Consider the following 17,512-nt stretch of genomic DNA (forward strand, 5'->3'; position numbering starts at 1 on the left):
CTTGATAGGACAAGGAAATTCAAGGGGGTCGCGCCTGGCCGCCCGCCCTGCGTCCCGCCGGGCGGCCCACTTGCTTTCAACTCCCTGTGCGGAACGCGAAGGGTCCGTACCTTCCTCCTCGTCACGAGGTTCCGGCGGCCAAGGGCCGGAGCCCCACACCAGGAGGGGATATGACGAGGAAGGCACTGCTCGCCGTAGCGCTGGGAACCCTGTTGGCGGGAGTGGGCTGCAGCCACACGAAGGAGGGCGCCAAGCAGGACGCGGAGCGCGCCGCGGAGAAGACGGAGGACGCGGCCGAGAAGGCGGGCGACAAGGCCGAGGACGCGGCGGACAAGGCCGGCGACGCCGTCGAGAAGGCGGGCGACAAGGCCGAGGACGCGACCGACAAGTGAGCGGGCCGGAGGAACTTCCCCGGCACCCTGGCCCACGCCCTCCGGTGAGCACCGGTGCGGCGTGGGCCGCGTTTCACGCTACCGGGCGAGGCATACCCCGTCCGTCCACCGGAGCCGCGGCTGGCGCGTCAGTCCACAGTTGGACTTGAGCCCCGCCTCCTCCTGCCACGCCTTCTCCGCCTTCTCGAGCGCCTCGAGCCGGGTCCGCAGCGTCTTCGCGTCCGTCGTCCGCGAGCACCAGGCGATGTACTCGCGCGGCCCGCCGCAGGGCTTGTGGCCGAACCCCGCCATCTCGCACTCCTCCACCTTCTCGCACCCGCGCGGATTGGCCAGCGCCCGAGCCTCGCTCGCGAGCGTCTCCGCCCGCTGCTTCAACTTCGAGCCACCCTCCTCCTCCGCCCCGCCGCCCGAGCCCATCAGCAACATCACCGCCCACGCCCCCATCTGAGCTGTCAGCAACGCCATGCCACACCTCCTCGCCTTCAAAAGAAGAACGCGCGGGTGGGGAGTGCCCCACACCCGCGCGTTCCAGTCAACCGGCTCGTCTCTTCAGCAACCGGGCGGAGCGCACCGCCCCACCCGGCCCGGTCCCGGCTTCACCCCTCAGGCGGCCTTGCGCGTCTGACGCCGCCGCAGGGACACGTACCGCGCCAGGGCGAACAGCCCCAGGTACAGGCTCGCGTCCGCGCCCGAGGTGGCGCCGCAGCCGCAACGCTCGGCCTTCACGGTGATGCCCACCGGAGCGGAGCCCACCACGTTGCCCGCGCTGTCGGAGAACACGGCCGTCACCGTGTGCGCCGTGCCACCCGCCACCTTGGAGCTGTCCCAGGCCGCCGTCAGCGTCGCCTCCGTGCCGGTGGCGATCACCTGGCCATCCACCAGGATGGAGAGCCGGGCCGGCGTGGTGCCCGCGGCCACCGCACCCACGGCGGTGATGCGGACCTCACCGGACACCTCCGTACCACCCGCCGGCTCCGTCACCGCCACGGTGGGCTGTGCGAAGGGCGTGACGTTGGTCTGCGCGACACCGTTCAGGCGATCCTGCTCGGCGTCCGTCAGGGTGAGCGTCCTCAGGCCCGAGGACATGAACGTCACCTTCAGGCCGGAGAGCACCCCGTCCACGAAGGCCGCGTTGGCCGGGAGGACTCCCGCCGCGTCCGAGCTCGTCACCCGGACCGCACCCGCGTAGGGGGTGGCCACGTTGCCATGCATGTCGTACGCCGTGGCGGAGAACGTCACTTCCTGGCCCGCGGTGACACTCGCCGGGAGCGTCAGCGCGTAGCCGGCCGCCGGGCCCGGCGTCACCACGAACCCCGTGGTGGTCCCACCCGTGAAGCCCTGGGCGCTCGCCACCAGCGTGTAGCCGAAGCCGGCCTTGCGCAGGGACACGCCCTCGAACTTCGCCACGCCGTTCACCGCGGACACCGGAGCCGCGCCGCGCAGCATGTCCGCCGCCGGGTTCGCCCCGAGGCTCAGCGACACCTGGGCCGTGCTGTTCGTGAGCACGTTGCCCAGGGCGTCCTGGAGCTCCACCTCGATGGGATCCAGCGGGACACCCGCCACGACCCGGGCCTGAATGCCGCGGAAGACCAGGCGCGCCAGAGCCCCGGTGGAGACCTCGAACGCCGAGCTCGTCACCGAGGACAGCGAGGCCATGCTCGCCTGGAGCGTGTAGCCCCGGGCGGAGCGGTCGAGCGACAGGTCCGTGAAGGTGGCCACGCCGTTGACGGCCGCCACCGCGGTGGTGCCCGTCAGCGTCGCACTGCCCGGGTTGGAGCCCAGGGAGAGCGTGATGATGTCCGACGCCCCCGTGACGACGTTGCCGAAGGCATCCAGGATGGACACCCGGATCGCCGGGCCGATCGCGGCACCCGCCTGGGTGGCACCGGGCTGGACCGAGAAGGCCAGCGCCGCCGCCGCACCGGGCGAGACATCGAACGTGCCGCTGGTGACGTCCACCAGACCCTCCGCGTGCGCCAGCAGCCGGTAGCCCGCCGCCGCCCGGGTGATGGTCAGGTCATTGAAGGCCGCCACACCGCCGCTCGCCGTCACCGTGGTGGTGCCGCCCAGCGTGGCACCCGTGCCGCCCTGGAGCGTCAGGGTGATGCTGTCCGCCGCCGCCACCGGGTTGCCGAAGGCATCGCGGATCTCCACCTCGACCGGGGCGAGGACCGCGCCCGCCGGGGTGTGGGCCGGGGCCGTCCGGAAGACCAGCCGGGAAGACTTGCCGGCCTCCACGTCGAACGCCGCGCTCGTGGCTCCCGAGAGCGAGCCCGAGGCAGCGACCAGCGTGAAGCCCGAGCCCACCCGGTTGACGGCCAGGTCGTTGAAGGAGGCCACGCCGTTGACGGCCGCCGCCTTCATCGTGCCCGCCAGCGTGGCACCCTCCGGGTTGCTCGCCAGGGACAGGGTGACCTCGTCATGGGCGCTCGCCACGACGTTGCCGTACTCGTCCTGGATGGAGACCTTCACCGCCGGGGCGAAGGCCGTGCCCGCCGCCACGTTGGCCGGCTGGACGGAGAAGGCCAGTGCCGCCACCGCGCCCGGAGCGATGTCGAAGGCGCGGCTGGTGGCCCCCGTCAGGCCCGTGGCGTTCGCGCTCAGCGTGTAGCCCAGGGCCGCCCTGCGGATGAAGAGCGACGGGAAGGTGGCCACGCCGTTGACGGCCGTCACCGTGGTGGTGCCGCCGAGCGAGCCGCCCGCCGGACCACCCAGGGACAGCGTCACCTCCGCCGTCGAGCCGGTGTTGAGGTTGCCCTCCAGGTCCTGGAGCTCCACCGTCACGAGAGCGAGCGCCGCGCCCGCCACCGCGTTGGCCGGAGGCGCGCGGAACGCCAGCCGGGCCGGAGCACCCGCGCTCACGTTGAAGCCCACGCTGGTGTCCAGGAAGAGCCCGCTGCCGCCCGCCTGCAGCGTGTAGTTGACGCCGGGGCGGGTCACCGTCAGGGCATCGAAGGTGGCCACACCATTCACCGCGTCCACGGTGGTGGTGCCACCCAGGGCGCCGCCGCTGGCGTTGTAGGACAGCGACACCGAGACGGGCGAGTTGGACTGCGTCGCCAGGTTGCCGAGCCGGTCATACAGGGAGACCTCCACCGCCGGGGAGATGGGCGCACCCACCGCCACGTCGGAAGGCTGCCGGGTGATGAGGGCGCGGTACGGAGCACCGGGCGTCACCTCGAACAACTCACTGCTCGCGCTGGTGAACGAGCCCGACGTCGCCGTCAGCCTGTTCCCGGTCCCCATCTTGTTGAGCGACAGGTTCGAGAAGGTGGCCACCCCCTTCACCGCCGCCACCGTGGTGGTGCCTGAGAGCGTGGCGCCGCCAGGGCTGGCGCTCAGCGCGAGGACGACGTTCGCCGTGGAGGTGGTCACGTTGCCGAACCGGTCCTGGATGGCCACCTGCACCGCGGGATCGATGGTCGCGCCCGCCCCCACGGTGGAAGGCTGGGTCACGAAGGCCAGCTTGTTCGCCGCGGCCGGGGTGATGTTGAAGGTCGAGCTGGTGGCGCCGGTGAGGCCGGTGGCGCTGGCCGTCAACGTGTAGCCCGTGCCCACCTTGTCGATGGACAGGTTGCCGAACATGGCCACTCCGCTGCTCATGGCCGACGTCGTGGTGCCGGACAGCGTGCCACCGCCCGCGTTGTCGCCAATGGCAATGGTGACGCTGGTCGTGCCCGTGGACACCGTGTTGCCGTACGCATCCAACAGGCCCACCCTCACGGGGGGCGCGATGGAAGCACCGGCCGCCACCGAGGAGGGCTGGATGGTGAAGACCAGGCGGGTCGGAGGGCCCACGGTGACGGTGGTGCTGGCACTGGCGGTCAGACCCGGGCTCGCCGTGTCCGTCGCGGTGACGGACTGCGCGCCCACGGTGCCGAAGGCAACGGGGATACCGCTCGCCACGCCCGCGGTGAAGTTCGCGGTGGAGGGCATCACCGCCCGGGAATCCGAGCTGGTGAGCGCCGCGCTGCCATTGTAGCCGCTGGCCACCACGCCCACGGCGTCCACCGCCGACACGGTCATGGACGACTCCGTGCCCACGGCCACCGTGGCAGGCAGCCCGGTCACCCTGTAGGCCACGGCCGGTCCCGGCGGCGGCGTGTTCGTGGTGCAGGTGGCCGCCGAGTCCGCCGTGATGCGGACGTCATCCACGTAGAAGCCCTCGTAGTTACCGGTGTTGTCACTGTGGAAGCGGAACCCGAACCACACCTTCTGCCCGGCGAGCGCGGACAGGTTGACGGTGACCGGCTTGAGCGCACCGTTGGCGTTGAGGCTCTGGTAGGTCCAGATGCGCGTCGTCGTGCTGCTGCTGAGCACGTTGTCGTAGCCACCCGCCGAGACGTAGGGCTGCGTCGACGACACCGTGTCGGACACCGCGGTCCACGGACCGCTCGCCCCCGTGGTGCTGTAGACGAGCCAGGCACCGTCGTACCGGGACTCGAGGTTGTACCAGACGTTGAACGTCATCTCCGGGCTGCGGGGAGTGGAGGGGATGGAGAAGCCGTTGATGTCCGCCGACACCGAGCCGTTGCCACCCAGCACCAGCACGAGCTGCTGGTTGGTGGAATAGGTGCCGCCGCACGTGGTGCCGGTCGAGGCCATCCGGTACGCGTTCGTCGCCGACTGGTAGTGGCAGCCGGAGAAGATCTTCATGCTGGCCGCGCTGCCGGTGGTGACCGTGGGAATCCAGTACGCGGACGCGCTGGCCGGACGGTTGGCGTCGAAGTCATCGAAGTAGCGAACACCCGGAGACACGGCGCCGGTGGGCGAGGCCCCCAGCTGGGCCGTGTTCGTCTCCTCGAACGTGGCCGTGCTCGTCTCGGTGGCGCGCACCACGTAGTAGTACGGCGTGCCGTGCGTCAGGTTCAGGTCATCCGAGAACGTGGTGCCCGTCACCCCGGTGGCGATCCGGTTGGCCGCCGAGGGAGTGAAGCCCGGCGTGGTGCTCCGGTACACCGAGTAGCCGAGGGTGCCACCGCAGATGGGCGAGCCCGCGGACCAGGCCAGGGTGTTGGCGCAGGTGCTGGAGGCGCCGTTGTTGACGGAGGTGAGACCCGCGAACGTGGGCGGCAGCGTGCACACGCCCGTGGCCGTCACGGAGGCCTCGTTGGAGTCCGGAGACTCGGCGCACTCCACCGCACGCACCACGTAGTGGTACGTCGTCCCGCCAGACAGGCCGGTGTCCGTGAACGGCGGTGCCGCCACGGTGCCCACGCGCGTATAGGGCCCGCCCCGCGTGGTGGAGCGGTAGACGTTGTAGGAAGCCGAGCCATTGGGCGTCCAGCTCACGTCGATGGCACCAGTGCCACCCGGAGCGGCCGTCACGCCGGCAAGCGTGCCACCCGGGGTGGCGCAGGCGTTGTAGACGACGAGCGCGAAGTCCTGATCCACCGCCACGCCGTTGTTGGGCACGCCGTCCGAGTTGAGGTTGGTGGCCGTCACCGTCACGGTGACGGGCCCCGTGGTGCCCGCCGGCAGGAAGACGCTCTCCACGTTGTTCTGGGCATCCGCGCTGCCACCGGTGACGGACGTGCCGCCGGTGAAGACGTTGCCCTTGTACGTGTTGCCGCCCACCGTCACGGTGAGGTCCAGGTTGTTCTTCCAGGCACTGCCGGTGGTGGAGCCCGGGGCGTCCGTCCACGCCAGCGTCACGCGGAAGGGCTTCGTCGCATCACCCACCCGGCTGGAGAAGATCCGCGTCTCACCGGTGGTGCGCAGGAGGTTCTCCGGGCGCTGGTCATCCAGCAGGCGCCCGACCCCGTCGAACGCCATGCCCAGATCCATCAGACCGGTGCCCTGGTTGTTGGAGTAGAGCGAGTCGTTGGCCCCCGTGCCCGTCATGTAGCGGGTGGAGCCCATCAGGAAGGCCTTCGTCATCGCCGGGCTGGGCGGAGTGCCGCCCTGGTTGATGAAGTACTGGCGGACGAGCGCCGCCGCTCCCGCCACCGCGGGCGTGGAGTGGCTGGTGCCGGAGGAGGCCGAGTACCACTGCTGGCCCGTCGGGAAGTAGAGGTTGGAGCCAACGCCACCGCAGACGCCGGTCCCATCGAAGCAGGAGAGCGCCGCGCCATTGGGGTTGCCTGGCGTGGTGGCGCGCTGACCCGCCGCCTGGGCCACGCCACCTCCGATGTGCGTACCCGGGGCCTGGATGTCCGGCTTCTTGCGGCCGTCGGCGGTGGGGCCGCGGCTGGAGAAGGACGCCACGTCATAGAGGCTGTTCGCCTCGCTGTCCGGGGTGCTGCAACCATCCGAACCCCCAAAGGGCCGGACGTTCTCCGAGGCGCCCACGCTCATGACGTTCTTCGCCGTGGCGGGGGTGCCGATGGAGCCCACGGTGGGGCCGTCGTTGCCCGCCGCGAAGGCGATGAACATCTCCTGGTTGCCCGCGTTCGGCACCGCCGAGCCCGTGGGCTGCGCGTCGCGCACCAGCGCGTCGTACCGCTGCGCGTCCGCGTCGTACAGATCGGAGGCGGCGCCCCAACTGTTGGAGCTGATGCGCATGCCGTCCCGGTACGCGCGCGACTGCAGATCCTCGTAGTCCGGATCCGTGAAGCTGCCCGGATCGAACACCACCGAGGAGCCCACCTTCACGAAGGGCGCCACGCCCAGGCCGTGGGTGAAGCCGCTGGTGTCCGTGTAGGGCGCCGCGGTCTGGTTGGAGAAACCCGCCACGATGTGGGCATTCAGGGTGCCGTGGCCATCGCAGCCCTGGATGGTGCTGCCCGAGTTCGCCGAGCCCTCCAGCCGGGCGTAGACGACGCGGCTGGCCGCGTTGACATCCCCGCTGACGTACAGGCCGAAGTGGTTGGGCAGCCCCGTGCCGTTGTCCAGGCCGCTGTCACTCACGTCCACGCCGAAGCCGGATGCGGTGAACTGCGCCTGGGTGAACCCCTTGGACGCCAGCCACGCCAGGTAGCCCGGCCCCGCCGGTCCGTTGCCGGTGATCTGCCCGGCGAGGATCATGTTCTGCCGCTCGTCGAACTTCTTGCGCTGCGGGCGCGGCTGGATGGACAGCACGTCCGGGCGCTGGACGATCTGATTGAGCGCCGCCTGGTCCACCCAGGCCACCACGTTCACGTAGTCCATCGCCTCCTGGACGACGCCCTCGCGCGACTGCAGCCCGCGGATGAGCGCCAGCGTCGCGCTGTTCGCCTCGTCATCCTTGATGAGCTGGATGGCGTAGGTGGGCGTGTCGATCGTCCGGACGGTGGGGTGCAGCTTGTAGTCGTCCAGGTACTCGCCGTCCCACTGGATGGTCCGGGAGGCGGTAATGTGCCGCTGCAGGCTGCCCAGCGCGGCGGAATCTCCATAGACGAGGTAGGCGTTGTTGGGGACGTACGTCACCACCTTGACGCCCGTGGCCGCCAGCTCCTCAAGCCACTCGGCACGCACCGGGCCGGAGAAGTGCACCAGGTGGAAGCGCTTGCCGCTGGTGGCCACCTGCTTCCGCATGCCCCGCAGGGACTGCGCGCTCGCGGACGCGGTGTCGATCACCCCCGCGTTCAACAGGATGTGATCGTAGTCATCGCGCAGCTCCACGTCCGGCGTCGCGGGCAACGACTTCAGCGTGGCGTCGTCCACCTGCACCAGCTTGAAGGTGCCGTAGTCCCCGAGCACCTTGGCGCCCTGCTTCTCCAGCGCGGCCGCCTGCTGCGCGCTGAGCTGCACCTTGTGGAACGGCGCCTCTGAACGGTAGCCCTCAAGCCGCTGTCCGGGCTCGTTCCCCGAGCCTCCACACGCCAGCGCCGTCGTGAGCCATGCGACTCCCAGCACTCTCGTGGATACACCACGAGCGCGCATACCGGCCGTCCGGTACGCCGATTCCTTCATTGTTCTACCCCTTGAAGACGAGCGGCCCACGCCCGCTGCCGTGGCTCCGCCCGGTGAAGACCGGTGGCTGCTCCGCTGTCGGCGCGTCCCCTTGAACGCCGGAGTTCACACGCCCGCTACCCACCACCGGTGTCTGATGAAATATCACACTCCCCCTGAAACTGACAAGAAGCGGACATTGCAAGGCTTTGATTGACGTTCAATCCATTGAACACTCAAAGATAACCGTTGCGAGAAGCTGCCCGGCAGCCAGGCGTCGCGAGCAGTGCCACGTTCTCAGAAGCCAAGAACCCCCGCGACGCTTGATGCTTGAACGAACGGCGGATTTCCGGAACGGTGCGGCCCGGCGGCCACAGTGGCCCCTGCCCCAAGGTGCTTCGACATGCCTTCCACCGTGCTCATCGTCGATGACGAGAAGAACATCCTCCTGACGCTCCAGACGTCGCTGCAGCTGGCGGGCTACCGCACGGAGCTGGCGGCCAGCGGCCAGGTGGCCCTGGACGTGGTGTCCGCGCGCCCGGTGGACGCGGTGCTGATGGACGTGAAGATGCCGGACATGGACGGGCTGACGGCCCTGGCCCGGTTGATGGAGCTCAAGCCGGAGCTGCCCGTCATCATGATGTCCGGGCACGGCACCATCGACACGGCGGTGAAGGCCACGCAGCTGGGCGCGCGCGACTTCCTGGAGAAGCCCATCGCGCGAGACAGGCTGCTGGTGGCGCTGCGCAACGCGCTCAAGCAGCAGGCGATGCTCGAGGAGTTGCAGGCCCTGCGCGCGGAGGTGGGCCGCTACGACATGGTGGGCAGCGGCCCGGCCATGCAGCGCATCTTCTCGCTCATCCAGCGCACGGCGCCCTCGGAGGGCCGGGTGCTCATCACCGGTGAGAACGGCACCGGCAAGGAGCTCATCGCCCGGGCGCTGCACCAGAATTCCAAGCGGAAGAGCGGGCCCTTCGTGAAGCTCAACTGCGCGGCGGTGCCACACGAGCTCATCGAGAGCGAGCTGTTCGGCCACGAGAAGGGAGCCTTCACCGGCGCGGTGAGCGTGCGGCGCGGCAAGTTCGAGCTGGCCCACGAGGGCACGCTCTTCCTCGATGAGATTGGTGACATGCCCCAGGCCATGCAGACCAAGCTGCTGCGCGTGCTGCAGGAGGGCGAGCTGGAGCGGGTGGGCGGCGCGGAGACCCTCAAGGTGAACGTGCGCGTCATCGCCGCGACGAACAAGAACCTGGAGAAGGAAATCGAAGCCGGGCGCTTCCGCGAGGACCTCTACTACCGCATCAACGTGGTGCAGATTCACTCGCCGCCCCTGCGCGAGCGGCGCGAGGATCTCCCGGCGCTGATCGACGCCTTCCTGAAGGAGGCGTGCACGAAGAACGGGCGCCGGCCGCTGTCGCTGTCCCCCGAGGCGCTGGCGGTGATGTCCGCCTACGACTACCCGGGCAACGTGCGCGAGCTGCGCAACCTGGTGGAGCGGCTGGCCATCCTCTGCGAGGGCCCCGTCGTCCAGGGCCAGGAGGCCGCCGAGCTGCTGCCTCGGGGCAAGGGAACGGTGCCGCAGTCCGCGGCTCCATCCGCCGAGGCCTCCGCGCCGCGAGCCCTTCCCCCTCCGATTCCCACGGCGGCTCCCGCGGCCCCGGCGCCTGGCGGCGGCTTCCGGCCCCGCGTGGACCGGACCTTCCGCGAGCAGGTGGAGGACGCCGAACGGGAGATCATCCTGTTCACGCTCGCGCACACGCAAGACAACGTCACCGAGGCGGCGCGGCTGCTCGATCTGGAGCGCGGTCACTTTTATAAAAAAATGAAGGCATTGGGCCTGCGGCGCGGCGCGGAGAAGGACGCGGGAACCAGCGGAGGAGAGGGCTGAGATGAATACGCATGGAGCCGCCATCGGTTGGACCCTGGTGCGGGTGGTGTTCGGCCTGACGCTGGCGCTTGCACATGGTCTGCCAAAAGTGACGGGAGACATCAGCCGCTTCGCCGAGGGCGTAGCGGGGCTTGGCTTCCCCTTCCCTGTCTTCTTCGCCTGGTGCGCGGCGCTGGCGGAGCTGGTGGGCGGGCTGCTCGTGGCGCTGGGCCTCTTCACCCGGCCGGCGGCGGCCTTCGCGGCCTTCACCATGGTGGTGGCGCTCTACCGCCACCGCGTGGACCCCTTCGGGCGCATGGAGCTGGCGCTGCTCTACCTGGCGGTGTTCGCCGCAGCCGTGCTGGTCGGCGGTGGGCCCTACAGCCTCGACGCGAAGGTGCGCGGCCGCAAAGCCTGACGCGGACCTCCGCAGGTTCTGCACCCGGCCGCCCGCACGCATGCAGGATTTGCGGGCAGCCGGGCGCCTCTCCGGAAGGCCCATTCCTCGCACGCTTGCTGCATCGCGGCGTCACCGGTCCCAGATCGTCTGTGATCCGCCGCGAGGTCCCCGAATGCTTCCGGTCCCCCACTTCCGCCCCGCCCGGCTGGCGCGGTCATCGAAGCAGCAGCGCTACCACCGGGCGGCGCTGACGCCCGATGATCGCGCGCTGCTCGACACGTGGCTGGCAGAGGTGCGGCGGCATCCCCTCCTGTCCCGCGAGGAGGAAGCGGCGCTCGCCCGGCACTTCCGCGAGCGCCGGGATCCCAAGGCCCAGGCCCGGCTGGTGGCCTCGAACCTCCGGCTGGTGTTGAAGCTGGCTCGCGAGCACCACCGCCCTCCCCTCCTCCTCATGGACCTCATCCAGGAGGGCAACCTGGGCCTCGTCATCGCCGTGGAGCGCTTCGAGCCCGAGCGAGGCGTGCGGCTGTGTACCTACGCGGCCTGGTGGATCCGCGCCTACCTGCTGCGCTTCATCATGGAGAACTGGCGGCTGGTGAAGCTCGGGACCACGGACGTGCAGCGCAAGCTGTTCTTCCGGATGCGGCAGGAGGAGGGCCGCCTGCTCGCCTCGGGCAGGGAGGTGAGCCCCCGGCTGCTGGCCGCGCGGTTGGGCGTCCCCGAGGAAGACGTGGTCGAGATGGATCAACGGCTGCGCCAGGACGAGCTGCGGCTGGACGCGGCCGCGCCCGAGGACGACTCGGGACGCCCCGCCCCGGCGCGTGCACTGCCCTCGGGCGAGCCGGACGTGGACGAGGAGCTCGGACGGCGGGAGCTCACACACTGGTTCCAGGCGAAGGTCCACGACTTCGCCCATGCGCTGCACGACGAGCGCGAGCGCTACATCCTGGAGCACCGGCTCCTGGCCGAGGAGCCCGAGACGTTGCAGACCATCGGAGATCACTTCCGGGTCAGCCGCGAGCGGGCGCGCCAGGTGGAGGCCGGGCTCATCTCCAGCATGCGGCAGTACCTGCACGAGCACATGCCGGACTTCACCTGGCTGGGCGCCGGGACCGGAGCCGGCCTGCACGCACCGGCCTGAGCCGGGCCTTCCTATACGCGGCGGAGGAATGGCACGTGAGCAGCGGGGAACACATGGGGACGCGGAGCGCCCCGAGGAGGCGGCGGATGCGCATCGGCGAACTGATGACCCAGGGCCTGGAGACCATCGAGGCGGATGCCACCCTCCGCGCGGCGGCCGAGCTGATGCGCTCGTACGGTATCGGCGCGCTGCCCGTCATGGACGGAGAACAGCTCGTGGGAATGCTGACGGACCGGGACATCACCGTGCGCGCGACGGCCGCGGGCAAGGATCCGAACCGGACGCGGGTGCGCGAGGCGATGACCCATGCCGTCATCACCTGCGACGCGGACGCCCCCCTCTCCGAGGCCGAACACCTGATGGAGGAGAAGGCGGTGCGGCGCCTGGTGGTGCTCGACGCGTACAAGAAGCCGGTGGGCCTCATCAGCCTGGACGACCTGGCCACCATCCCGGGCGAGACGCGTCACGCGGGCGAGGTGCTCCGCGAGCTCAACACTCCTCAGTAGGCGCGGTGTCGAACCAGTCGAAGATGGACAGCGTGTCGCCGCTCAGCCGGGCCAGGGTGTCCTCCATGGCTTCCTGGTTGCCCCAGAGGATGTCCCCGTCCCCGTGCTTCTCCAGCAGCTCGCGGATGAAGTGGCACCAGTTGCCCTGGTCCCGGCTCATGTAGAAGCCATACGTCCGGCAGGCCATGGGCCGATGCGCGTACACCCGGCAGCCGCCAGACTCGCGATCCAGGAAGGGGCAGGTATAGGGCCGCTGCGTGCCCTTCAGCCCGGCCACGCGGGCCCGGACCTCCGCCCGCGCCTCGGGAGGCAGGGCCTGGAAGCCCTCCCAGAGATACGTCCACTCCAGCCGGGTGACGGGCAGTGGCGCCGCCAGGTGACGGCAGCAGTGGTCGCACCCCTTCCGGCAGGGCCACCAGGCATGAGCCGCGGTGATGGGGGACACACGCTCGTCGATGCGCCGGTAGAGGTCTTCCAGTGTCTTGCGTTGCGCTTCGGTGAGTGGCTCCATGACGGGGGACCTCGCGGCGGCGGGAGGCTCCCACAGGAGGCGCCCAGACGCCATGTGTGAACGAGCGGCCCGGAGGGCGGATGGCGGGAAGCGCGGTTCGGACCCTGGTCCGGCGGCCAAGCGACGCGGGCACGGGAGCGCATAGACTGCCGCCCCATGTCCGAGCTCTCCGAGCCGCTGCCCACTCCGCCTCCCGAAGCGCCGCCCCCGCCGGCGCCCCAGCCGGAGCCGGAGATCATCCTCCGCACCCAGGGACTCACCCGCGCCTTCCACGACGTGAAGGCGGTGAACGGGGTGGACCTGGAGCTGCGGCGGGGCGAGGTGTACGGATTTCTCGGCCGCAACGGCGCCGGGAAGACGACCACGCTGCGGATGCTGATGGGCATCCTCCGTCCGGACACGGGTGACATCGAGCTGATGGGCCAGCGGGTCCGCCGGGTGGGCGCGGCCCAGAAGCGGCACCTCGGCTACGTGTCGCAGGAGCAGGTCTTCTACCCATGGATGACGGCGCTCGAGCTGGGGCGGTTCGTCTCCGGCTTCTACCCGCACTGGGACGACGCGCGCTTCCAGCACCTGCTCCACGTTCTGGACGTGCCGAAGGATCGCAAGTCCGCGCAGCTCTCCGGCGGCACGCGGATGAAGCTGGGGCTGGCGCTCGCGCTGTCCCACCGCCCTCCGCTGCTCATCCTCGACGAGCCCACCGCCGGATTGGATCCGGTCGCGCGGCGCGAGTTCCTCGACATCCTCCGCGACCAGGTCCGGCGCGAGGGGCAGACCGCGCTCTTCTCCTCGCACCTCGTCGGCGAGGTGGAGGAGGTGGCGCACCGCATCGGCATCCTCCACGAGGGCCGGCTGCGCTTCCAGGGGAGCCTCGACACGCTCCGGCAGTCGGTCCGGCGCGTGATGGTAATGGAGAGCGCACCGGAGCCGCTCCCGCCCGGCCTGTCGCTCGTGAGGCGCGAGCGCCCGCCGGATGGACGCCTGGCCCTGGTGCTCTTCGGGACCCCCGGGGACTGGGCCAACAGCCCCTTCGCGCCGGAGACGGTGGAGACGCTGTCCCTGGAGAACATCTTCCTCGCCTACGCGCGGCGGTCGGACGAGTCATGAGCCGGACCCTCCTCGTCAAGGAGTGGCGCGAGCACCGGGCCGCGTGGCTCCTCCTCAACCTCTTTCTCGGGATCGTGCTGTTCCTCCTGCTCCGGGCGCAGAAGGACATCGAGGACAAGGGCAGCGTGTTCGCGCTGCTCCAGGTGCCCGCCGTCTTCCTCTCCACTGTGGGAGCCCTCTTCGTGGGCCACCGGCTGGTGGTGCGCGAGTACGGCCAGCGGACCCAGCTCTTCCTCGAGGCGCTTCCGCTCTCGCGCCCGCTCATCCTCGCCACCAAGCTCGTGCTCGGGGCGGCCGTGCTGCTGCTCCCGCTCGCGGCGTTCCTCCTCTACCTGTGGAACAGGGCCCAGGCCCACGAGGACGTCACCGCCCGCTTCCTCCTCCTGCTCTCCCTTCGCGCGGGCACACCGGTGCTGCTGGGCTGGAGCTTCTTCGCACTCGCCGGGCTGCTCGGCCGCTACCGCAACCCGCTCTACATCATCCTGTTCATCTCCGCCGTCACGCTGGACCACCTCACGGAGTTCGATCTCTTCAAGGCCGGGCCCTTCGCGCTGCTCGGCAACGACTTCGCCTTCGAGCGTCAGCGCATTCCCTGGGACGACCTGCTTCCGTGCTGGGCCCTCATCGCTGGAGCGGTGGCGCTCTGCTTCGGGCTGGTCCTCTACCGGGAAGGAACCCTGACCGAGCTGTTCTCCCAGAAGATGAGCCACCGGGAGAAGGTGTTCATCGCATGCCTCATCACCGGATTCATGACGGCGAGCACCATGCTCGGCAAGGCGAAGCACCGGGAGCCGTTCGCCCTGCACGACGCGGAGCAGACCCGCGTGAAGAAGTCGGCCATCCAGGTGGGCGCGGGGGTGGGCTTCCCACGGGAGCGGGCCCAGGCACTCTCGGAGCGGCTCGCGCGGGAGCTGCTCGCGCTGAGCGACTACCTCGGGCTCGAGCGGCTTCCGGCCGTCGCGGTATTGCCCATCCGTGAGCTCGATGCGGACGTGTTCCAGCGCGCGAAGCTCGAGAAGGCCGATGGCATCGTGGTGCGGGCGAACCTCTCGGCACCGGACTTCGATGTGCATGCCTTCGAGGCCTTCCTGTTCCGCGAGGTGCTCATCCACGTCAGCGAGGGCGTGGTGCTGCGCGAGGAGCGGCAGTGGTTGCTCGATGGCTTCACCACGTGGTGGGCACACCGGAGCGGACAGGAGGAGCGGCTGCCGGTGAGGGCCGCGGTGGCCTCACGGGAGGGCTTCGACGCCCGGAGCTGGTTGACCACGCGCGAGCGGCTCGGGCCGTGCCTGTCGGGAGCACTGGCCGCCCGGGGAGTGCGGGCGCTGCACACGCGGCTCGGCGAGCCCTCCTTCCAAGCGCTGATGCGGCACCTCCTGGCGAGGCCACCCGGCACGGGCTTGTGGGGATTCTGGACGGAGCCACGGCTGGCCTCGCTGCTGCGCGAGCGGGACGGGTTCTCCGAGGAGGAACTGCTGCGACGCTGGTCCGAGACACTCCGTGAGGACCGCGAAACCCACGCGAAGGAGTTGGAGCGGGTGGCGGGGATGAAGCCCTCGCTGTCCCTGGTGGCGGAGTCGGCGGAGACCTTCCGGTTGGAGCACACCCTCCAGGCGGCGGAAGGCCAGACGCTTCCCCCCCGGTATGCCCTGCTCCACCACAAGCTGGAGCCCTTCGAGAACGAGGTGGCCGCGCACGAGCTCTCCCGGCAGGACACGGTGCCCTCGGCGAGCGGGGCGCGGCTTCCCCTGGGGCTCGCGCGAGGAGACCGGTGGCTCTTCGTGGTGCAGGTGGAGTCCGAGACACTCGGGTGCCCCATCCGCCTGCTCGCGGAAAGGAAGGAGATCCGATGATCCGCCCGCTCGTGGCCAAGGAGGTGCGGGACCAGCGGCCGTTCCTCTGGCTCGCGCTCTTCTTCATCGCGCTCGACGTGGTGTCGGACCTGTGGACCGAGCCCCTGGGGTTCTCGCCCTACGCGGACACCTTCGAGCGGTTCAAACCGGACGGCGATCTGTCCCTGATGACGTTCATCCTCGCCTTCGCGCTGGGCTGCGGCCTGCTCGTGCGTGAGCAGGATGACCGCACGCTGGAGTTCCTCGACGCGCTGCCCACCTCCCGCTGGACACTCTTCTGGGTGAAGCTGCTCGTCGCGCTCGCCACCGTGCTGGTGTTCCCGCTGGGAACGATGCTGTGGATGATCTTCCACCAACTCGTATCCAGCACGTCGCTGGAGCCGGGCCTGCACCTCGACATGATGGCGGCGGCCACCGTGCTGCGGGTGGCGCAGGCGTTCACGGCCCTGGCCCTGGCGCTGGCCCTCGCGCCGTTGCGGCGGCTGTGCTGGACGGCGCTGGCGGTGCTGATGCTGACCCAGTCGATCCTCGAGGAGCGCGAGCCGTGGTTGGCCGTGATCAACCCGTTCCGCCTCACGGCGCCGCGATTCGAGGGCATCACCTGGCGGTGGCCCATGGAAGCCCTGCGCATCCAGCTCTCGGTGGCCATCGTGCTGCTCGGCCTGGCCCTGGCGCAGTTCCTCGGGTGGGGCGAGCGGCTCACGGCCTCCGTCCAGCGGCGGATGCAGGGCTCGTGGCTGGGGACACTGGCGACGCTCGCCACGGTGGGCCTGTTCCTGTGGATCTTCGGCCGGTGGTCCGGGAACGACGACACGAAGAAGGACGGTGACGGCAAGGGCCCCACGGTGGAGTTCCCCACCGCGGCCACCGCGCAGGCGGAGACCGGGCATTACCAGTTCAGCTACCCCGCGAGCCTGCGCAAGCGCGCCGAGCCGCTGCTGGATGGAGCGGACGGAGTCTTCGAGAAGACGCGGGCCTTCCTCGGAGTGGAGGCGGGAGACACCATCCGAGCGGACCTCAACGGGAGCGCGAGGCACACGGCGGGCACGGCCTACTGGAACACGCTCCGGATGAACCTCGCCGGGCTCTCCGATGCCGAGGAAGGGCTCGCGGTGCTCGGACACGAGACGACACACGTGCTCGCCCAGCGCATCGCCGGAGTGGACGCGGCTCCGCACCTGTCGGCCCTGAAGCTGCTCAGCGAGGGACTGGCCAGCTACGTGGAGTACCGCCTCTTCTACCCGCCTGGAGCGGAGGAGGAGTTCCAGCTCATCGCCGCGGCGCTCCGGGCGCGGCGGGAGGTGAGGACGGAGGAGTTGCTGGACTACGAGAAGCTCGCGGCCGATCAGGACGAGAATCAGGTGTACCCACTGGGGAGGGCCTTCATCGAGGTGCTGGTGCGGCGGCATGGGGACGGAGCCCCGGCGCGTGTCATCTCCGCGCTCGGGAGGAAGGACGCACCCGAGGGACTGGAGGGCGCACTGGCGTGGCAGGACGCGTTCCAGACAGCGGGGATCGACCTGTCCCAGGTGTTCGACGACTTCTTCGTGTACCTGGACGAGCAGGTGGAGCTCCGCCGAGAGGTCATCGACGCCCTGCCGCGCCCGCGAGGAGCCGTGGAGCGCGAATCGGGGCGGGTGGGCATCCGGGCCATCGTGGATGGGACGGTGCCCGATGGCTGGGAGGTGGTCTGCCGCTTCCGCTCGAACGAGACGTCCAACCGCCACACGTTCGACGGTCCCCACCTCGGAACGGGCCCACATTGGCGAGCCCCGGCGGATATCTCGGAGGGGCGGCTCTGGTACCAGCTCGGGCTCAGGACTCCCCGAGGGCTGGTGCTCTACGAGCCGTGGACGATGGTGCGGGTGGAGTAAGGAACGAAAACGGCGCGGGGGGCCTCATTGCCTCCCCCGCGCCGCCGGG

The 17,512-nt window shown here is 70.1% G+C and carries 11 protein-coding genes; 8 read left to right on the top strand and 3 right to left on the bottom strand.

Annotation, left to right across the window (positions count from 1 at the left end; genetic code table 11):
- The first annotated feature begins 170 nt into the window (after positions 1–170).
- Positions 171–392 carry a hypothetical protein gene (locus tag BO221_RS19500; protein ID WP_073561994.1) on the top strand — a complete coding sequence of 74 codons (222 nt, stop codon included), beginning with the start codon at positions 171–173 and terminating at the stop codon, positions 390–392.
- Between the two features lie 78 nt (positions 393–470).
- Here BO221_RS19500 and BO221_RS19505 read toward each other — a convergent pair whose 3' ends face one another.
- A complete protein-coding gene (locus BO221_RS19505; RefSeq protein ID WP_073561995.1) occupies positions 471–857 on the bottom strand; it encodes a hypothetical protein in 387 nt (128 codons plus the stop codon).
- Between the two features lie 138 nt (positions 858–995).
- A complete protein-coding gene (locus BO221_RS19510) occupies positions 996–8,168 on the bottom strand; it encodes a S8 family serine peptidase (RefSeq protein WP_233166161.1) in 7,173 nt (2,390 codons plus the stop codon).
- A 439-nt stretch (positions 8,169–8,607) separates the two neighbouring features.
- Here BO221_RS19510 and BO221_RS19515 point away from each other — a divergent pair, with 439 nt between their 5' ends.
- From BO221_RS19515 to BO221_RS19530, 4 genes are all read left to right on the top strand, one after another.
- Entirely contained in the window at positions 8,608–10,092 is a 1,485-nt protein-coding gene (locus BO221_RS19515) for a sigma-54 dependent transcriptional regulator (RefSeq protein WP_073561997.1), read from the top strand.
- Between the two features lies 1 nt (position 10,093).
- Entirely contained in the window at positions 10,094–10,489 is a 396-nt protein-coding gene (locus tag BO221_RS19520) for a DoxX family protein (protein WP_073561998.1), read from the top strand.
- 154 nt (positions 10,490–10,643) lie between these two features.
- Positions 10,644–11,612, top strand: a complete 969-nt coding sequence (locus BO221_RS19525) for an RNA polymerase factor sigma-32 (protein WP_143195558.1) — start codon at positions 10,644–10,646, stop codon at positions 11,610–11,612.
- Between the two features lie 86 nt (positions 11,613–11,698).
- The gene (locus BO221_RS19530; RefSeq protein ID WP_043403660.1) at positions 11,699–12,118 is read left to right on the top strand and encodes a CBS domain-containing protein; all 420 of its coding nucleotides are present in this window, start codon (positions 11,699–11,701) and stop codon (positions 12,116–12,118) included.
- On the opposite strand, the gene BO221_RS19535 is transcribed toward BO221_RS19530, so the two are convergent.
- Positions 12,102–12,629: a YkgJ family cysteine cluster protein gene (locus tag BO221_RS19535; RefSeq protein ID WP_073561999.1), complete on the bottom strand. Its 528-nt coding sequence runs from the start codon at positions 12,627–12,629 to the stop codon at positions 12,102–12,104. The genes BO221_RS19530 and BO221_RS19535 overlap by 17 nt on opposite strands.
- Before the next feature lie 156 nt (positions 12,630–12,785).
- Here BO221_RS19535 and BO221_RS19540 point away from each other — a divergent pair, with 156 nt between their 5' ends.
- The 3 genes from BO221_RS19540 to BO221_RS19550 are packed head-to-tail and all read left to right on the top strand — an operon-like array spanning position 12,786 to position 17,463.
- Positions 12,786–13,736: an ABC transporter ATP-binding protein gene (locus BO221_RS19540; protein ID WP_073562000.1), complete on the top strand. Its 951-nt coding sequence runs from the start codon at positions 12,786–12,788 to the stop codon at positions 13,734–13,736.
- Entirely contained in the window at positions 13,733–15,589 is a 1,857-nt protein-coding gene (locus BO221_RS19545) for an ABC transporter permease (protein WP_073562001.1), read from the top strand. The genes BO221_RS19540 and BO221_RS19545 overlap by 4 nt, the downstream gene beginning before the upstream one ends.
- Positions 15,586–17,463 carry an ABC transporter permease subunit gene (locus tag BO221_RS19550; protein ID WP_073562002.1) on the top strand — a complete coding sequence of 626 codons (1,878 nt, stop codon included), beginning with the start codon at positions 15,586–15,588 and terminating at the stop codon, positions 17,461–17,463. The genes BO221_RS19545 and BO221_RS19550 overlap by 4 nt, the downstream gene beginning before the upstream one ends.
- The last annotated feature ends 49 nt before the right edge of the window (positions 17,464–17,512 follow it).

This window comes from Archangium sp. Cb G35 (genome assembly GCF_001896145.1).
In the GTDB taxonomy this organism is placed as follows: domain Bacteria; phylum Myxococcota; class Myxococcia; order Myxococcales; family Myxococcaceae; genus Archangium; species Archangium violaceum.

Coding starts and splice junctions, on each gene's coding strand:
- BO221_RS19500 (WP_073561994.1), top strand. CDS start 171: ATGACGAGGAAGGCACTGCTCGCCGTAGCGCTGGGAACCCTGTTGGCG.
- BO221_RS19505 (WP_073561995.1), bottom strand. CDS start 857: ATGGCGTTGCTGACAGCTCAGATGGGGGCGTGGGCGGTGATGTTGCTG.
- BO221_RS19515 (WP_073561997.1), top strand. CDS start 8,608: ATGCCTTCCACCGTGCTCATCGTCGATGACGAGAAGAACATCCTCCTG.
- BO221_RS19520 (WP_073561998.1), top strand. CDS start 10,094: ATGAATACGCATGGAGCCGCCATCGGTTGGACCCTGGTGCGGGTGGTG.
- BO221_RS19525 (WP_143195558.1), top strand. CDS start 10,644: ATGCTTCCGGTCCCCCACTTCCGCCCCGCCCGGCTGGCGCGGTCATCG.
- BO221_RS19530 (WP_043403660.1), top strand. CDS start 11,699: ATGCGCATCGGCGAACTGATGACCCAGGGCCTGGAGACCATCGAGGCG.
- BO221_RS19535 (WP_073561999.1), bottom strand. CDS start 12,629: ATGGAGCCACTCACCGAAGCGCAACGCAAGACACTGGAAGACCTCTAC.
- BO221_RS19540 (WP_073562000.1), top strand. CDS start 12,786: ATGTCCGAGCTCTCCGAGCCGCTGCCCACTCCGCCTCCCGAAGCGCCG.
- BO221_RS19545 (WP_073562001.1), top strand. CDS start 13,733: ATGAGCCGGACCCTCCTCGTCAAGGAGTGGCGCGAGCACCGGGCCGCG.
- BO221_RS19550 (WP_073562002.1), top strand. CDS start 15,586: ATGATCCGCCCGCTCGTGGCCAAGGAGGTGCGGGACCAGCGGCCGTTC.